This window comes from Leifsonia sp. YAF41 (genome assembly GCF_052113185.1).
Lineage (GTDB): Bacteria > Actinomycetota > Actinomycetes > Actinomycetales > Microbacteriaceae > Cryobacterium.
The window spans coordinates 58,558-75,807 of the sequence record NZ_JBFRCS010000014.1 but is presented as its reverse complement, the minus strand read 5'-3'; the positions used below and the strand labels follow the sequence as shown (position 1 = coordinate 75,807).

Genomic DNA, 17,250 nt, shown 5'->3' with positions numbered 1-17,250 from the left:
ATGCATCCGCCCTGTCGAAGGGGCGTCTCGGCCTAGGCCAGTGTGTCGGCGCTGCTCGCACGCAGGAGTGCGTCGATCGCGGCGATGACCACCGATGCGGACTGCGTCGCCGCGTCGTCCACCTGCTCCAGAAAGTCGTCTTGGGCGGCGGGTCCGCACAGGTCGGAGATGCCCCGAACTGAAACGAACGGGACCCCGAACACGTGGCAGGTCTGAGCGATGGCGGATGACTCCATGTCCGTCGCCAGTGCTCCGGGGAAATCGCCGGTGATGCTCACTGCTCGGGCAGGAGTCACGAAGCTGTAGCTGGAGACGATCAGACCCTGGTGCACGGTGCCGGCGCTGAGCCTGTGAGCGGCGCCGATGGTTTCGACCAGTTCATCGGGCGCGAAGTAGCTTGCCGGCATCCGCGGAACCTGACCGAGCACGTAGCCGAATGCGCGAGCGTCGGCGTCGACGTTGATGTACTCGGTGCCGACGACGACATCGCCGACCCGCACCTCGGCGCCCAACCCGCCGGCACTGCCGGCGCTGATGAGCAGCGGCGAACCGGGTTTGCTCTCGTCGCGCTGCGCGTCGAGGATTGCTGCGGTTGCGGCGCCGGCCGCGTTGACGAGGCCGATCCCGGTGCGCACGAGCACGACCGGGTGGCCGCTCAGCACGACGTTGTGGTGAACCGAATTTCCGATCGCTCGCGCTTCGCCGACCTGTTCAGCTCGGGCGAGGAACGGCTCAAGCTCGTCGTCCATCGCGACCAGGATGACAACTTCGGGAGAGCTCACGCGAAGACCACGTTCCAGGTTTCGCGACCGGCCAGGAAGCCCGCGGCCGCAGCCTGCGCATCTTCGAGCGAGTGGTTGGCACCCCAGCCGCATTGAATTTCATTTGCAGCGGGCACCGAATCTGCCTTCAGGATGTCGTTCAGCGTCACCTCGATGAGCGCGGCAACTTCGTCGAACTCGGGGGCGCCCTGCATGATCAGATAGAAACCCGTTTGGCAGCCCATCGGCGAGAAGTCGATGACCTTGTCGGAGTGGTTGCGCGAGTGCTCGGCGAAGAGGTGCTCGAGCGAGTGCACGGCCTTCATCTCGAGGTGGTCGACATTCGGCTGCGTGAACCGCACATCGAACTTCGTGATCACGTCACCGGCCGGAAGGCGCTTCGTGTCGGCAACGCGCACATAGGGCGCCGCAACGAGACGGTGATCGAGATTGAAGGATTCGACGTTCATTCGCTCTGGGTTCATTTTCAACATTCTGTTCGAGTTCGGACCAGTCTCGCTCGTGCGACCGACATCCCGGGTCACATTTATCGGCATCAAGAGAAGTGTGAAGCGAGGTCTCTTCGTCGCGCGAGGTCGTAAATCTACGACGAATACGAGAATACGCTGCCTCGGCTCGGGGCCGGCTGCGCGCTCGAACGGCGTCACGTCAACCCAGCATCAACCCCGTGTCAGCGCGGCGTCAAACGGATGATCGGGATCTCACGGTCGGTGATCGTCTCGTACTTGGCGTAGTTCGGCGACTGTGTCGTGATCATCCGCCAGGCGTCGTCGCGTTCTGCGCCGTGCAGTTGCGCGGCACTCACCTCAATGCGCTGTCCGGCAAACTCGATGCGAGCCGCGTCGGGATGCGCCGCGAGGTTGAGGTACCAGGACGGATTGTGTGCAGCACCTGACGCCGATGCCACGATGAGCTTCGCGTCACCCCCGCCGGGAAACCACCCCACGGGGGTCATCCGTTCCGCTCCGGTTTTTCTCCCGATCGTCACAAGCACCAGCACCTGAGTCCGCCCGAGGGAGCCGGTGCGACGGACATGGCCGACCATCCACTGGTTGCCCCAGCGCGCGACTCGATTGCGCCTCGGCTGACGGGCGCCTCGCGTTCCATTGTGAGTGTCGAATGCCATGGTCTCGTCCCGTCTACTTGTCGTCATTCTGCAGGAAGGCCAGCACCGCTCGCTCTGGCGTGCACAACGTCGGTCTCAACAAATCCGCGCATGACGACGACACAGGCCAGAGCCGCAACCCCGATCGGGCCGAGCGTCGCTAGACACACCCATCTGCGAGCCACGATTCCATAGTCCTCCTGTCCGGCCGTCAGCGACAGGAGGGCCAGCCTCGTCATCCGATGGCGGCTGGCCCTGACACCGTGAGGAGCGCATCCATGCCGTCGACGGCCTGATCGCCCACGTCATGTACGAGGGCGTCACGACACCGTTCACCATCAATGGCGATGCGGGCAACCGGCCAGAGTAAAGCGCTGCATGTCCGAATACTCGACATCGTGTGCAGATTTCACCGCAAGATCCGCTCACGCACCGCCCACGCCAGCGCCTTCGATTCATGGTCGCGCAACCAATGACCGGCGGCAGGGATGATTTCGAGAGTCGCATTCGGAATTGCTTCCCGGTATGCGCGTCCATGCGTATTGGGAACAAGCACATCTGCGCCGCCATAGACCAGAAGCGTGGGTTGGCTGATGTCACGGGGATGAAAACCCCACGGTTCACGGAACAGCGCAAGATCGTCGTCGATCCATCCGTTGAGGCCTGCGGAGATCCAGTCCTCGGCTTCGAGCGCCTCCTCCATGCGAACGTCAGCGCGGGCGAGCACTTCACGATCGCTCGGCGGAAGAACGTCTATCCAACCGTCAAGCGCCGCCTCGGCGGAACCGAGAGACTCAATGAAAGCACGAAGGGTTGACTCGCCCTGGATCGCTGCGCTGATCTCGGCGGCCGTCTCGGGCAACATCCCCGCCTGCGGATCAAATCCATCGCACGGCACGGGGCCGATCCCAACATCGATACAGAGCCGTGTCACGCGCTGGGGAAGAAGCGCCGCGGCCGCAGCGGCATGCGGGCCCCCGCCCGAGGTTCCCATGACGGCAAACGTCTCGATGCCGCACTCATCGGCAATGAGCGCCGACCAGCGCGCGGCGTCGACAACTCGGCGTCCGGGCTGTCGGGGAGATCCTCCGTAGCCGGGACGATCGAGGGCAAGCACACGGATCCCCAGCTCAGCCGGGGCGTTCCAGCCACCGGGAACCGCGGCCGAACTACTCGGTGTCCCGTGATGGAAAATGACTGGGGGCCCGGCCGGATCGCCCCACTCACGCACTCGAATGGCTTCGCCGCTCGAATCCTCGACGTCGAACTGCCGCAGCCAGGGCGCGCTCACTCGACCACCATCACATCGCGCGGCAGCGACGAGAGAAACCGTGGGCCGCCGTCTTCGAATACGACGGTGTCGACAAGAACTACCTCATTGAAACTCTCGAAATTGGTCACGAGGCCGGCCTCGATGACGCCCTCGATGTCCTGATGAATGCTCCAGGTGAACTCTCCGACGAAGTCTGTCGGCGGCACCGAAAGTCCCAATTCATAACCGCAGGCGCCTCCCTCAACCTCGTTTGCGCCCAGGAAGTCGCGAACATGTCCGAACAGCGTGCGCCAGGGAGTGCCCACGGTTCCAAACTCACCGATCACGTCGTAGACTCCCGCCGCGACTCTGACGAGCCTGCTGACGTCGGTGGACGGGGCACCGAAACTCAACGGCCGCGTGGCGCGGGCATGGTATCCGTCATAGGACGCCGCCATGTCCGGATAGAACAGTTCCGAATCTCCCAGCGGCTCCCGCGAGCTCAACGAATGGATCGACCAGGTTTCATGCCCCGATGCAACGGTTTCGTGAAGCGCTGCAGGTTCGCCGCCGGCACGCACCATCGCAAGATTCCAGAGTGCCCAGGCTTCGAGTCCCGAGGTCTCGGGCGTGACCTGCTCGCGGAGCGCGAGCACTCCCGCGTCACACGCGGCCTGTGCCCTCTCGATTTTCTCGATCTCGGCGGTTGTCTTCAACCGGCGGATGCTCCGAAACGGCAACGACACATCCGTGACCTGACACCCGAGGCTCACGAGCATCGATTCGATGACACGGGAGACAGCGGGGCTCGGGATGCAGCTCCAGAGTTCAAGCCCGACAACGCTCCCCCGCCACGGCGAGATCTGGTCGCCGAGAAACGAAACGTACTCGGCGAGCGACGGTTCATGAAAGTCTGACGAGCCAGGGACAGGCCTGAAATCTCTCACCGTCGACGTCGCGGCGATGAGGCCCTCGTGGTACTGACTGTCAATGACGAAGGGCTCCCCGTCCGAGACGTGTACGACGGTGCACTGCGCGGGAGGGAGCGACGTTGAGGTGTGTTGTCGATACCAGCGCGAGCGGTATCCATGCAGCCACGCCATCGTGTCAGGCGCTGTGATGATTGCGATGTCGATCCCGTTTTCGGACATCGCGGCGCGCAACGCGAAGAGTCGCGCGGCATACTCGTCAGCTGAAAACGGCAGGCCGCTGAGCTCATCTGTCAGAATTTTTGCAAGGGACACTGAAAAGGCCTTCCGGTTGGTCCCCGCATCACTGCGGAACCCTCATCGATAAGAAATCAGCGCCCTGCTGGACACTGCCCCGCCCATTGTTCAGGTAATGTTCCGCGCGATCATTCAACAACTGTCGCAAGACACCACGAAACTTTGAATCACTGTCGCGTCAGCCGTCGTTGCTGCAACCACGCTTGGATGACGAACCGGGAGTCGCCGTCGTCGAGATTCAAGCCCGTCGTCTCCGCCATCCGACGCAGGCGATAGTAGACAGTCGCCCGGTGCACGAGTATCTCGTCAGCCAGTTGCGCAACGTTTCCTCCATGACGGAAGTATCCGTCAAGCAGCTCGATCACATCAGGAGGGCTCTCGGCAAGCGCTCGCAGGGTCTCGGGAAGGAGATGGGGCTGCGCAGGCTCGGCCAGCATGACGGCAATCGCCGCGGGCACCGGGTGGTCTGACCAGAACACGACGGATTCGTCGCTTTGGCGCCCCACCCGCACGGCCACGCTCGCCTGATCGAATGATTTCCAGGCTGCAGCGAGCTCGGACACCGGTGCGCCGATGCCCACGACGGGGACTTCAGCGCCGATCTCACCGGCCGAGCTCAAAGCCAGGATTTCGCGCACGATTGCGTCGCCGATGGCTTGCAGGGCATCCTTCGGCGGCTCATTGCGGTAGCCAATGAGAATGAAGGTGTCCGGCGATGAAACCCCAAAAGTATAGGCATCAATCATCGGTGTGGAGATCGCGCGCCACAGCGCGCGAAAGATCATCTCCCGCGGCGGGGGCCCTGTCCACTGCGTTCCCTCGACCGGGAGCGACAGGCACAGAGCGACGAACTGACTCGATCGCACAAACATGCCGAGATCACCTAGCTCCCGTGCCGCTGCAGCCCGGGCACTCTGTTCAGGCGACAGCAGCGTGAGCAGCTCAGTCTCAATCTCGGCGTTCACCGCCTCGATTGACTGGGCCATATTGTGGAGAATTCTCGACAGTGTCTGGGTGAAGTCTTCGACAAGTTCGAGTTCAGACGGATCCAACGGTGTGCGGAGGGTAATCCACGCGTAGCCGAGAACCTCATAGCGCGAACGCAGCACGACGCAGAGCCGGTCGAACACGAAGCCAATGCTCTGATGTGCGTTGACGACAACGGGAACGTGATTCGAGCTGAGTCTCTGCTCCTGCAGATAGGCCAATCGGGGACCCGTCGCTTCACGGTCGACGAGCATGGCGACTCGCGCATCGTCGAGGTCGCCGAAGTGAGCGCTGCAGGCGAGCAACCCGAACGAGGCGTCGTCAACCTCGACCGAACGGCTGAGTGAGATTGCCAGACGATCGACAAGTTCCTGAACTGAGTCGAACACAGGCCATGCCGCCTTTCAACAGATGTCAACAGTTGGGGGCCAATCTTACGACAGGCAACGAGGGTACGGCCTCGACCAATACGGTTTACTCACTGGCATCACCCGCGCCGACACCGCCGTCGGCTGGCCAAATTCTTGGAGTTCATGATGACCTACGCCACCCCCACCCGCGAAGAAGGTGGGATTCGGACGCTCTTCGGACTACCAACGACGATGATTCCCCCCACCGTCATCTCGGCCTTTGACCAGTTCGCATTCTGGGGGATGCTCACGATCCTTGTCTTCTACATCAGCACTCCCGCCGCCGATGGCGGAATTGGACTCCCGCTGGCCGTCGCATTTGCAATTTCGTCGGCCTATGCGGGAAGTGTGTATTTGCTCACGCTCGTTGCGGCCTGGATCGCTGACCGCGTTGTCGGCTCAGAAGGTGTGCTCCGATGGGGGGCCGTGCTCGCGATCCTCGGATACGCTGTGCTGGCTTTCATGCCGGGGATTCCGGGGCTCACTCTCGGCCTCGTGGCCGTCATTCTGGGCAGTGCGGGCATGTTTGTGAACGAAGGCACGCTCGTCGGTGGCGCATTGGAGAGCTTTGAGACGAAGCGCGACGCCGGGTTCACGGTGTACTACCTTGCGAGCGCTGCCGGAGCTTTCGTCGGGATCACCCTCATGGGAGTCGTGCAAGCGGCCTTCGGCTTTCACATCGCGTTTGCCGCATCGGCCGTGGGCCTCGCCATCGGGTTGGCGATTTATCTCCCCTTTCGAAAAGCTACAGCCGAGATCGCGCCGAAGGTCGACGAATCTTTGCGCGCGAGTGGCACCCGGCTCGTGGTACCGCTCGTTGTCGTGGCTGCGGCCCTTGTTGCTGCCATCTTCGCGGTGAGCACTGGTTTTGACCCCGCATTGATTGTGGCTGCCGTGTCCGCAGTGCTCGCCGTTGTCTACTTCACACGGTTCTTCACGAGCAGGGATGTCACACCCGCCGAAAAGGCCGGGATCGTTCGCTACCTTCCCTTCTTCTTCGCAACGCTCGTTTTCTGCGCCCTGTACCAGCAGCTCTTCACCACGATTGCAGTTCATTCTGAGGCAGGGACTGACCGCTTCATTTTCGGCTTCGAGATTCCACCGACGGCGGTGCTGGGCATCGCGCCACTCTGCACAATTCTTGTGGCGCCGCTCCTGGCCATCCTCTGGGGCAAACTCGGACCCAAGCAGCCCTCAGCGAGCGTCAAATACGCAATCGCCTTCGCAGTGATCGCTCTCGCACTTGGCCTGCTCGCCATGGCCGCGGCAACCGGCAGCCTCACCCCGATCGCCACCCTGATGTTCATTGTGTTCGTATTCGGGGCATCCGATGTTGTCATTTCGCCCACCGGCATTTCGATGGCAACCGGCGTTGCGCCCAAACGCTTTCAGACGCAGATGCTGTCGGTGCATTTCATCGGGGTGGCCGTCGGAACCGCGAGTTCGGGGCTGATGGCCCAGGCTTTTGTGCCCGGTGAGAACGAGACGACTTACTTCTTCGGGCTGGCCGCTGTTGCTCTCGCCGTGGTGGTCGCAATGGTCGTCTCGCGACTCGCCTTCGGCCGCCGCGTGATCGATGTGGTCGAGACCGTCGGAGCCTGAGAGCAACGGCCGGAGTCTGAGAGCAGCCGGCCACACCGCAGCATCCAATCGGTTGTCGGCGACTTGTTCGTCTGCCGGTCCGCGTAATTCGCTCGTCGGTCCGCACAAGCCGTGAGCACCGCGATGCTTCGGTTCTTGAAGTGTGCACCAGTCTTCCCGCGCGCAAGAAACCCTTTCATGAGCCCGTCGATCGCCTCAACGAAGTGAGAACCATGAGCCACACCATCGCAGTGCCTTCCGACACAGGTCGGCCTCCTGGCCGCACGGGGTCGTTCCACCAACCACGGGCGCTCTACATCGTGGGGATGTTCGAACTCGCCGAACGTTTCTCCTATTTCGGAATGTTGGCGATCCTCATCTACTACGTCTATTTTCCGGCAGACAAGGGCGGACTCGGGCTTGACCAGACTCTCGCCACTGCGCTCGTCGGCGCCTATAGCGGAGCGATCTACCTCGCGACAGTGCTCGGCGGCTGGATTGCCGATCGACTTCTCGGCTCAGCACGAACTCTAATGACGGGCGCGGTTCTCGTGCTTCTCGGCCACCTCGCCCTCGCATTCCTGCCAGGCTTTGCCGGTCTCATTGTCGGGCTTGCGTTGGTCGCCCTGGGTAGCGGGGCGACCAAAGCCACGACCGCCAGCGTGGTGGGCTCCCTCTACGCTCCCGGCGACGCGCAGCGCATCGTCGGCTTCACGATCTTCTACCTCAGCCTGAATCTCGGTGCGCTCTTTGGCGGCCTCGCGACCGCCTTCATTCAACAGGCGGCCGGATTCCACGCCGGATTCGCCGCTGCTGCCGTCGGCATGCTCATCGGGTTGATCGTGTTCCTGCCTGTACGAGCGATGCTTCCGGCGCAGACCCGCATCGTGGCAGCGCCGGCAACTCGTAAAGAAATGCTGCGGGTGGCCGCGATCGCGGGACTGGTAGTCCTCGTTGTCGGGAGCGCTTTCGCTACCGGTGTGGTCACACTGTCCGACGCCAGTGCTCTCGTCGCGGTCATTGCGGCGATTGCAGTCACCGCCTATTTCATCGTGATGCGGCGCTCGACATCGGTTTCGCCACTCGAGTTTCGTTCCGTTGCACGGTACATCCCGATCTTCTTCGCCTCAGTCGTGCAGGTCAGTTTGTGGATGCAGCTCTACACGTCCGTCGCTGTGCACGCGGAGTCGCACTCCGACCGGTATCTCTTCGGGATCGAGTTCCCTCCATCAACGGCCGTTGCAAGCGGGGCTCTCTTCGCCATCGTGTTGACGCCTGTTGTGAACGCCATCTGGTCGCGTCTCGGGGTCCGGCAACCGTCGGTTTCAGTGAGGTACGCCTTGTCGATCGGCATCATGGCATTGTGCTATCTCGTCTTGGGCGTGTGGTCACTTGACGACGGTGCCATGATCCCGATCGCAATCATGCTCGGCGTTGTTGGTGCCTTTTTCCTAGCTGATCTCGTGGCGTCCCCCTCCGGGCTCTCCTATGCCACTGCCGTTGCACCTGCTCAGTTCCGAACGCAGATGGTGTCAGTGCACAGCCTCTCCTACGCAATTGGCGCTTCGCTCGCCGGCGTGCTTGCCCAGTTCTACGACCCCGCTGGAGATGCTGCCGCGTACTTCCTGGCTATGGCCATCGGCGCACTCGTTTCGGCCGTCGTGCTGATCTGCCTGCGCAAGACAGTCAGAGACGGCAGTGCCCTCACCGCCACTCTTCCCCGGTGAGCATCGCCCCCCCTTCTATCCGTCAACGCACCACATCGCACATCCATCCCAAGGAGAAAACCATGACATCGAAAGAAAGCACACTGTTTCGAGCCGGAACAGTCGTCGACGTAAGAAACGGCGCGCTGCTCACCGACTGCGCAATTACTGTCGAGAATGAGCGAATCACGAGCGTCGAGCCGTGGTCCCCCGAGCAACACGATTCTCACGAAGGGGAGTTCGTTGACCTCAGCGGGTACCTGGTCGCACCGGGCCTGATCGACCTGCACACTCACATGATCGGCAGTCTCGCGGAGGGCAGCTACATGCCGTTCCTCACCAAGTCTGCGTCGTGGTCTGTTCTTGAAGGGGTAAGGAATGCCGCGACCACCCTGCGTGCCGGGTTCACGACGGTGCGGGAACTGGGCACTTTCCGGGCGTTTGTGGATTGCGACCTGCGCAATGCGATCAACGACGGCATTGTCATTGGCCCCCGAATCTTCGCCGCGGGTGGCTACGTGACGAGTTCGTCCGGAGGCGGTGAGATCACTGATCTCGCATCCGATATCGAGTTGCCCCGTGATTTCCGTATTGGAGTGGCCGACACCGTCGATGAAGTACGACGGGCTGTGCGAACGTTGCTCCACGGCGGGTCCGATCTCATCAAGATCATTGCAACCGGTGCCGGCTACGCAGCCGGAACGACCCCGGGCGCACCCGAGTATTCGGAGGCTGAGATTCGGGCCGCGGTCGACGAGGCCGCGCTCTACGGCAAATATGTCGCCGCGCATGCGCACGGGACCCTCGGCGCCCTCCGCGCCGTACGCGCAGGAGTGCGCACACTCGATCACGGCTCATTGATCGAGGGGAAAGAGATCTTTGACGCGATGCTTGAGCATGAGACCTTCTTTGTGCCGACGACTTACGTCGTGCGCTGGGTCGACGACCAACGAGCCACGGCCGCCTTCCCCGAAGAAGTGAAGCGCAAGCTCGCAGAAGCCCGGATTCCGTCGATGAACGCATTGCGCACCGCGATCGAGTCCGGGGTCAAATTGGCCTATGGGACCGACGCGATCATCTTTCCGCACGGAGAAAATGCACGCCAGCTACAGGACTTCATCGATGCCGGGTTCTCTCCGATCGACACTCTCCGCACCGCAACGATCAACGCAGCCGATGCGATCGGAACACTCGACGTTGGCGTCATCGAGCCGGGCCGGTTCGCCGATCTTGTGGCGATCAAGGGGATTCGAAGCATTGACGATGTGAGTGTCTTCAACAGCATCGATCTGGTCTTCAAGGGCGGCTCGCTCGTCGAGTAGGTGCCCGAATGCCGAGAATCGCCGTGTGCGCATGGTTGAAAGAGCGCACCGGCGATTCTCGGCAGTACCGGAGGCAGAGAGCGCGGATGGCGTCAGCCTTGAAAGTCCTCCGGGTCGACGTGCTCGATGAAATCCTTGAACTCGTCGAGCGTTTGCTCCCCGACGGGCGGACCCTCCTCCTCCTCGTCGACGGCTTCCACCATCGCGGCGGGAATGCCCACTTCTTCCAGCACATCGTCGGCGACGAAGAGCGGTGCAGCGGCGCGCAGCGCGAGTGCGACGGAATCCGAGGGCCTGGCGTCGAGCACGAGTGCGCCGGTTGCGGTGATGAGAGTGATCTCGGCGTAGAAGGTTCCCTGCTCGATGCGAGTCACCTCCACCCGCTCGACGCGAGCACCGACGGTGTCGAGGAGTGTCTTCATCAGATCGTGCGATTGCGGCCGCGGTGGCGTCTCGCCGCTGAGGGCGATCAGCGTGGATGTCGCCTCCTGCTCGCCGACCCAGATCGGCAGCACGTGCCCCTCCGCCGGATCCTCTCCGATCGGTTTCAGAAGGATGATGTGCTGGCCCAAGGCGTCCAGCGCAACCCCGAGAACGCGTACTTGCACCATGGCGACTCCCGTCTCATCGTCGGGTTTGACACCGTCATCGTACGTCCGGTCGCCGGTCGCGGGCCGAGAACCGTGAGACTGCCGAGGGGCGACGTCGTCAATCGCACCTGGTGCCCGCCGGCCTCACGAAAAATGATCAGGCTCCGGCCGGTGGGATCACACCGAGCTGTTGCATCAGCCCCAGGTCGTCGCGATCCGACCAATGCTCCACGATCCGTCCTTGTGCGATGCGGTGGATAGCAACACCGGTCTCGCGAATCTCAATGCCGGTGGCAGGCAGCGGCCCGGGAAGGTCGCCCTCGTGGCGACCGTATGCCGTCAGCCTGGTGACCACTTTGTCCCCCTCGGCGACCTGATCTTCGATCTCGTGCCGCCCGGGTGTGGCCGTCCAGAAGATCCGGAATGCTTGCTTCAGCCCTTCGCGACCGGAGGCGAGGTTGGGAAACGGAGCCGGATTGTGGTCGACATAATCCTCGGCGACCAACTCATCCATGGCATCAATATTGCCGGCATCGATCTCGGCGTAGAACCGGCGCACCAGCGCCTTGTTCTGTTCGGTAGTCATGCGATCGCCTCGCTTCAAGTGCGCCACGTCGGCCGCAAGCGTTACACCGGGCAACTCGTTTAGTCACTCGGACGCCGGGAACGCTACTCGTATGCCGTCGACGCGTCAACCGCAGGCTACGGCCTACCTGTTTCGCAAGCTCTCGAGACCGGAGATGAAGCGGTCGAGGCCGAACTCAAATGTGGCCTCGTTCTCTGAATCTGGCACCTCGTACGTCAGATCGAGTGCCGAACCGAGCGTGATGAAGCCGAGAAAGTCGAAGATGTGCGCAGCATCTGGTTGATCGAAACCCGCGGACTGCAAGACGGAGAGAAAGTCGTCCAGATAGGGGTATTCGCCCGCTGGATCGAGGGGCGCAGAGGCGAAGCTTGCAAGCAGCACCGGATAGGTGAGCAGGACGGCACGCAGCTGATGTGCGACCAACTTGATTGACGCTACCCAGTCATCGTGTGGGAGTGGCGGCAACGGGTGCATGTTCCCGACGCGCTCGCGCATCAGATTCACGAGATGAGCCTTGCTCTCAATGTGATTGTAGAGAGACGACACATGCACGCCGAGCGAGCTCGAGATGCTCCCGAGCGTTGGCTCACGGCCAGAATCGGCGATGCGCAGCGCCTCTGTCACGATGTCTGCCTGGTTGAGCAGCGGGCTCTTCGGGCGCCCTCTCACCATCCGTTGATCGCATCCATTGGATCGCATCCATTTCTGTCAGATTCGCTCACCGCGAGCAGCCCCCGGTTGATCTTGATTCGGAGGGTAGCGTGCCGCTAATTCTCTCCCGAGTACATGGTGTCAAACTCCGTGGCATCTGGGGAGGTGTCGGCAAGTATTACAATTACCAACCGTGTTGGTTTAATGACGTTGGAGCGCACCGAGAGTGCCGCGAATACGACAAGACGCCGATTCACACTGTCTAATTTCGCGACGAAGGGAAATGCGCAACATGGAATCACCGGACACCTCGAGCACGCCGACAACGGAGGCCGCACAGGAGCCGAAGGCCGGCATCTCTCGCCGTAGCCTGATTATCGGCGGCGGCATTGTGGGGGCCGCCGCGATCGCAGGGATTGCGTTTGGGGTCAGCCGAGGCGGTGCAGCGGCCAGCGGAAAGGCCGCCGTTATCGTGAAGAACGGCGTGGTGTGGACCGGAGATCCTCAGAAGTTCGCCGAAGCGCTCGCCATCGATGCCAAGGGAACCATCATCGGCGTGGGCACTCTCGCCGAGATGAAGGCGTTCAATGGCCCGAACACCGAGGTGATCGACGCCGCTGGCGGCACGGTCATGCCCGGCATTCACGACGGACATGCTCACGTGTTCACCGGCGCCGAGGCCGCCTTCTACCCCTCTGACGGAAACGCAGTGGGCACGATCGACGAGCAAGTCGCTCGCGTGCAGGCGATCCTCGACGCAGACACGGAAGCGGGCAAAGACGATTGGCTCGTGGTGGTGGATTGGAACCCCACCGGACTCACCGACGGGGTCGCGCACCGAAAATATCTCGACGCGCTCGACACCGGTCGCCCCATTCTCATGCGCGGGTCCGATGCCCACAACGGCTGGGTGAACACCCGCGCGCTGGAGGTCGCCAAGATCACGGCAGACACACCAAACCCCGACGGTGGAGAGATCGTCAAAGACCAGGACGGGCCGACCGGCCTGTTGAAGGACTCCGCCATGTGGGCCATCGGCGCCGTGATTCCCGACATCACCGAGAAGCAGAAGCTGAAGTTGTACAAGCAGGGGTTCGGCCTGATGACGGGCCTCGGAATCACCAGCTTCATGCAGCCGGGAGCGGGCACCGACGACATTGCGAAGTTCGTCAACCTGAGCGACACCGGGGTCATTCCGCAGCGGGCCCGCGTCGCCCTGGCCATCGGAAGCGACGAACAGTTCGCTGACCCGAAGGCGACCATCGCCGAGTTCAATACCTTCCGCACCGCGGTCAAGGACCACCCCATGGTCTCGACCGGCACCGTGAAGATCTTCATGGACGGTGTCGCGGAGTATCCGGCGCAGACCGCAGCGATGCTCACCCCGTACCTTGATGCGAACGGCGCCCCGACAGACAACTCCGGTGAGCTCTACGTTGCGGCAGACACCTTCGGAAGCATCACCACCGCGCTTGATGCAGAGGGATGGCAGGTCCACACGCACTCCATCGGCGACCTCGCAGCGCGAACCTGTCTTGACGGGTATGAACTGGCGCAGAAGACCAATGGCAAAGCGGTGAATCGGCACACTATTGCCCACATGCAGTTCTGCTCACCGGAAGACTTCCCTCGATTCGCGAAGAACAAGGTGATCGCGAACCTGTCGAATCAGTGGGCCGTGCAAGACACCTTCACGATCGACGCGATGGAGCCGTTCATGGGCCCCGAGCGCCACAAGTTCATGTACCCGACCGGCTCGTTGCTCCAGGCCAGTGCTGCGATTGCCGGCGGCTCGGATTGGCCGGTCGATCAGCTGAGCCCGTGGAACCAAATCCGTACGGCGGTCGACCGGATTGGTCTGGGGAGTGAGACGGGAGAGCCGCTCCACGCCGAGCAGGGCATTTCGCTGAACGATTCGCTCACAATGCACACAAAAGGTGCGGCCTTCCAGATGTTCCAAGAGGACGTGACGGGGTCAATCGAAGTGGGCAAGCAGGCCGACATCGTGATCCTCGACCGAAACCTGTTTGGTGTGCCCATCGCAGAGGTGACCGGGTCGACGGTGAACTACACGCTGATCAACGGCGAGGTCGTGCATGACATCAGCACCGCGGAGGGCAGCAAGTATGTCAACACCGCCTCGGCGGCGGCGGCAGCAGTCTCGTCGCGGGTTCTGAGCGCCGGCAAATCGAAGGGCGGCTGCTGCGGCCCTGTGCTCAGCGCGTAAGAAGGTCAGGAACGAAACGGCCCCTCACCAATCGAAAGAGATCTCAGGCGAGGGGCCGTTTCTTCACTGCAGAGCAACAACTCACGCGACCGAAACGAAGGTGGAATCCGGGGCGGCGGTGCCCCAGGCATTCATCGCATCCAAAACATCACGTAGCTCATGACCGAGTGGCGTCAGCTCGTAAACCACTCGGGGCGGGATCTCTGGGTAGGCCGTGCGCGTGACAATTCCGTGAGTCTCGAAGAGGCGCAGCCGGTTGGTCAGGGTGTGTGCGCTGATGCCCGGAAGCGCCGCGCGGAGTTCGGTGAATCGGTGAGGGCCGTGCAGAAGCTCCCGCACGATCAGCGTGGCCCACGCTCCGTCAAAGAGCGTCAGAAAGCGCGCAACACCGCATTCCGGCAAGAAATCTTTCTCCACGATTTTCTCCGAGTTCCCTTTAGTGCATTTGACGTAACCAGTGCAGTGTATGCACTAATGGACGAATGGTTTACATCGTACATGGCGCCACAGGCGCTCAAGGGGCCCCCGTTCTCGCTTCACTACTCGCTGCCGGTAAGGAGGCAACCGCCGCAGTGCGCAACCCCGCAGGCCTCCCCGCGGGCGCCGGAGCGGTGACGGTTGACTTCACTGACGCTGCTTCGCTCGCCGACGCCTACCGCGGAGCCGAGGGCGTCTTCGTGCACCTTCCACTTGGCGCCCCCAACCAGCTGACCGACTTCGCCCGCTCGGTCGTCGAGGCCGTCGGCCAGGCACGCCCCGCCCGCGTCGTGATCTCGACTAGCGGCCAGATCGTCGACGCTCCAGAGTCGCCGATGCAGGCATCCGATGACAGCCCGATCATGACCCTGATTCGCGGCGTCGAGGCCACGGGCGTCTCGTTCGCGGTCGTTGCCCCGCGCCTCTACCTCGAGAATCTGCTGCTGCCGGTCGTGGCCGGGCCGGCCGGTGAGGAAGGCGTGCTGCGCTACCCGTTGCGCACCGATTACCCCGTCTCGTGGAGCTCGCACCTCGATGTCGCCGCCACCGTCGTGCGCCTACTCACCGACCCCACCCTCACGGGAACCGTCGCCGTCGGCCACCACCCGGCTCTCACCGGCGCCGACCTCGCCGCCGGCTTCGCCGCCCACCTGGGCCGCGACGTGCGCTTCGAGGCCGTCACCCCTGCCGAGTTCGGCGAGCTCATCACGCCGCTGTTCGGACCGGATGCCAGTGCACCGGTCGTCGGCCTCTATCAGGCCCTCGGTACCCAGAACGGCAACACCATCGCGGCCGGCAACAGCGCTCAGCAGCTACTCGACCTGCACCCGCGCTCGGTGTCGGAGTGGCTGGCGGAGGTCAGCGCCGCGTAGTAGCGGTTCAACATGCGGGCCCCGGGGAGCATCTTCCCGGGGTTTTCGTGTTCTCCGTTTCATGCCTCCAATCTGCGGGAAGTGTGACTTCCAAGGTGGGAGCATGAGATCGATGCAAAACTGCCCGCCCCCACAGAGACGGAAAACTCAATGATCACGATCCACCTTCGCTACGAGATCGACGCCGACAAGCTCGACGATTTTCGCGCTTACGGCCAAGAGTGGATCCGGCTCGTCAACAAGCTCGGCGGCACACATCACGGGTATTTTCTGCCCAGCGAAGGTGACAGTGATGAAGCATTTGCGCTCTTCACCTTCGACTCACTCGCTGCCTACGAGCAGTACCGCACGGCGGCATCCACGGATCCGGAATGCATCGCTGCATTCGAGTTCGCCACGCGCACGCAGTGCATCCGCCGCTACGAACGCCGCTTTCTCTCGCCAGTATTCGAGTAGCCGGGATGTTGTGATGACGGATGCCGCGGCATCCGCCGGCGCACACGGACTCGATGTCGGACCAGGGCACTCGGTAAAAACATCCTGGCGTCAATTGATGACCGCTAACACGCCCGGTGAGGGATGGGCTATCGGGCATGAGCAAGGATCCGCGGCTGGCGCCTATCGAGACTGACAGACCCGCAGATCTATGCAACTCTTGGGACAAGACGCGCGCCGACGACGACGCCTTCGCCCTGTTCTCATGAAGGAACCTGAATGATCTCTCTGACAGCCGCCTCCGCAATGGCACTCGTCGCACTCGGGATGGTCCTCACCCCGGGCCCGAACATGATGTACCTCGTCTCGCGCAGCATCAGCCAAGGGCGACGAGCAGGCATGGTGTCGCTCGCCGGCACCGCCATGGGCTTTGTCATCTACATGACCATGGCGAACGTCGGTCTCGCGGCCGTCTTCACCGTGGTGCCCTGGCTCTACACGGCCCTGAAGATCGCGGGCGCCGTATATCTGCTGTGGCTGGCGTACAAGGCGCTGCGGCCGAGCGGCACTTCCGTCTTCGACACTCGCGACCTGCCGCGGGACTCCGCAAGCAAGCTGTTCCGCATGGGGCTCGTAACGAACATGCTCAACCCGAAGGCGGCGATCATGTACCTCGCCCTCATCCCCCAATTCGTCGACCAAAACGCCGGCAGCGTCGTCGCCCAAGGATTCCAACTCGGCGCCGTACAGATAGCCGTCAGCATGGCCGTCAATGCAGCGATCATCATCGCCGCCGGCTCGATCGCCCTGTTCCTCCGCGGGAAGCCATCGTGGATGCGATGGCAGCGCTGGGCAACGGGCACCCTCCTCGGTGCGGTGGGCGTCAAGCTCGCCATCGACGCCCCCACCCCCGCAACGACCGGTTAGCGATCGGTTTACGTGCAGCGGGTGTGACATTTATCGCTGCGAAAAGGCCGCGATTTATCGCTGCGATTCACACCCGGGGCCGGACGCACCTCCTACTCGGCGGATTTTGAACTG

General features: G+C 62.5%; 17 protein-coding genes. 7 read left to right on the top strand and 10 right to left on the bottom strand.

Annotated features, from left to right (window positions below):
- Nucleotides 1-32 precede the first annotated feature (32 nt).
- The 6 genes from AB4Y63_RS16260 to AB4Y63_RS16235 all read right to left on the bottom strand — a co-directional run bounded on the left by AB4Y63_RS16260 (nucleotide 33) and on the right by AB4Y63_RS16235 (nucleotide 5,741).
- Nucleotides 33-782, bottom strand: a complete 750-nt coding sequence (locus tag AB4Y63_RS16260) for a 5'-methylthioadenosine/adenosylhomocysteine nucleosidase (RefSeq protein WP_441792108.1) — start codon at nucleotides 780-782, stop codon at nucleotides 33-35.
- Nucleotides 779-1,246 (bottom strand): S-ribosylhomocysteine lyase, encoded by a 468-nt coding sequence (locus AB4Y63_RS16255; RefSeq protein WP_441792107.1) that lies wholly within the window; start codon nucleotides 1,244-1,246, stop codon nucleotides 779-781. The genes AB4Y63_RS16260 and AB4Y63_RS16255 overlap by 4 nt, the downstream gene beginning before the upstream one ends.
- Nucleotides 1,247-1,452: 206 nt before the next feature.
- Nucleotides 1,453-1,908 carry a nitroreductase/quinone reductase family protein gene (locus AB4Y63_RS16250; RefSeq protein ID WP_441792106.1) on the bottom strand — a complete coding sequence of 152 codons (456 nt, stop codon included), beginning with the start codon at nucleotides 1,906-1,908 and terminating at the stop codon, nucleotides 1,453-1,455.
- A gap of 388 nt (nucleotides 1,909-2,296) precedes the next feature.
- Entirely contained in the window at nucleotides 2,297-3,178 is an 882-nt protein-coding gene (locus tag AB4Y63_RS16245; RefSeq protein ID WP_441792105.1) for an alpha/beta fold hydrolase, read from the bottom strand.
- Entirely contained in the window at nucleotides 3,175-4,383 is a 1,209-nt protein-coding gene (locus tag AB4Y63_RS16240; RefSeq protein ID WP_441792104.1) for a M24 family metallopeptidase, read from the bottom strand. Before AB4Y63_RS16240 ends, AB4Y63_RS16245 begins: the two co-directional genes overlap by 4 nt.
- 149 nt (nucleotides 4,384-4,532) lie before the next feature.
- Entirely contained in the window at nucleotides 4,533-5,741 is a 1,209-nt protein-coding gene (locus AB4Y63_RS16235; RefSeq protein WP_441792103.1) for a PucR family transcriptional regulator, read from the bottom strand.
- A 147-nt stretch (nucleotides 5,742-5,888) separates the two neighbouring features.
- Here AB4Y63_RS16235 and AB4Y63_RS16230 point away from each other — a divergent pair, with 147 nt between their 5' ends.
- The 3 genes from AB4Y63_RS16230 to AB4Y63_RS16220 all read left to right on the top strand — a co-directional run bounded on the left by AB4Y63_RS16230 (nucleotide 5,889) and on the right by AB4Y63_RS16220 (nucleotide 10,371).
- A complete protein-coding gene (locus AB4Y63_RS16230; protein ID WP_441792102.1) occupies nucleotides 5,889-7,364 on the top strand; it encodes a peptide MFS transporter in 1,476 nt (491 codons plus the stop codon).
- A gap of 212 nt (nucleotides 7,365-7,576) precedes the next feature.
- Complete coding sequence (locus AB4Y63_RS16225) at nucleotides 7,577-9,070, top strand: peptide MFS transporter (protein WP_441792101.1); 1,494 nt, start codon at nucleotides 7,577-7,579, stop codon at nucleotides 9,068-9,070.
- A 62-nt stretch (nucleotides 9,071-9,132) separates the two neighbouring features.
- On the top strand, nucleotides 9,133-10,371 hold the full coding sequence (locus tag AB4Y63_RS16220) for an amidohydrolase family protein (RefSeq protein WP_441792100.1): 1,239 nt from the start codon (nucleotides 9,133-9,135) through the stop codon (nucleotides 10,369-10,371).
- A gap of 92 nt (nucleotides 10,372-10,463) precedes the next feature.
- Here AB4Y63_RS16220 and AB4Y63_RS16215 read toward each other — a convergent pair whose 3' ends face one another.
- From AB4Y63_RS16215 to AB4Y63_RS16205, 3 genes are all read right to left on the bottom strand, one after another.
- Nucleotides 10,464-10,982 (bottom strand): bifunctional nuclease family protein, encoded by a 519-nt coding sequence (locus AB4Y63_RS16215; protein ID WP_441792099.1) that lies wholly within the window; start codon nucleotides 10,980-10,982, stop codon nucleotides 10,464-10,466.
- Nucleotides 10,983-11,118: 136 nt separating this feature from the next.
- Nucleotides 11,119-11,547 carry an ester cyclase gene (locus AB4Y63_RS16210; RefSeq protein ID WP_441792098.1) on the bottom strand — a complete coding sequence of 143 codons (429 nt, stop codon included), beginning with the start codon at nucleotides 11,545-11,547 and terminating at the stop codon, nucleotides 11,119-11,121.
- A gap of 123 nt (nucleotides 11,548-11,670) precedes the next feature.
- On the bottom strand, nucleotides 11,671-12,219 hold the full coding sequence (locus AB4Y63_RS16205; RefSeq protein ID WP_441792097.1) for a TetR/AcrR family transcriptional regulator C-terminal domain-containing protein: 549 nt from the start codon (nucleotides 12,217-12,219) through the stop codon (nucleotides 11,671-11,673).
- Nucleotides 12,220-12,490: 271 nt separating this feature from the next.
- Here AB4Y63_RS16205 and AB4Y63_RS16200 point away from each other — a divergent pair, with 271 nt between their 5' ends.
- On the top strand, nucleotides 12,491-14,425 hold the full coding sequence (locus tag AB4Y63_RS16200; RefSeq protein WP_441792096.1) for an amidohydrolase: 1,935 nt from the start codon (nucleotides 12,491-12,493) through the stop codon (nucleotides 14,423-14,425).
- An 81-nt stretch (nucleotides 14,426-14,506) separates the two neighbouring features.
- On the opposite strand, the gene AB4Y63_RS16195 is transcribed toward AB4Y63_RS16200, so the two are convergent.
- Nucleotides 14,507-14,842, bottom strand: a complete 336-nt coding sequence (locus AB4Y63_RS16195; protein WP_441792095.1) for a winged helix-turn-helix transcriptional regulator — start codon at nucleotides 14,840-14,842, stop codon at nucleotides 14,507-14,509.
- Nucleotides 14,843-14,907: 65 nt separating this feature from the next.
- Here AB4Y63_RS16195 and AB4Y63_RS16190 point away from each other — a divergent pair, with 65 nt between their 5' ends.
- The 3 genes from AB4Y63_RS16190 (at nucleotide 14,908) to AB4Y63_RS16180 (ending at nucleotide 17,136) form a co-directional block, all read left to right on the top strand.
- Complete coding sequence (locus AB4Y63_RS16190; protein ID WP_441792094.1) at nucleotides 14,908-15,774, top strand: SDR family oxidoreductase; 867 nt, start codon at nucleotides 14,908-14,910, stop codon at nucleotides 15,772-15,774.
- 150 nt (nucleotides 15,775-15,924) lie between these two features.
- Complete coding sequence (locus AB4Y63_RS16185) at nucleotides 15,925-16,230, top strand: NIPSNAP family protein (protein ID WP_441792093.1); 306 nt, start codon at nucleotides 15,925-15,927, stop codon at nucleotides 16,228-16,230.
- 258 nt (nucleotides 16,231-16,488) lie between these two features.
- Nucleotides 16,489-17,136, top strand: coding sequence for a LysE family translocator (locus AB4Y63_RS16180; protein ID WP_441792092.1), 648 nt, complete (start codon nucleotides 16,489-16,491; stop codon nucleotides 17,134-17,136).
- The last annotated feature ends 114 nt before the right edge of the window (nucleotides 17,137-17,250 follow it).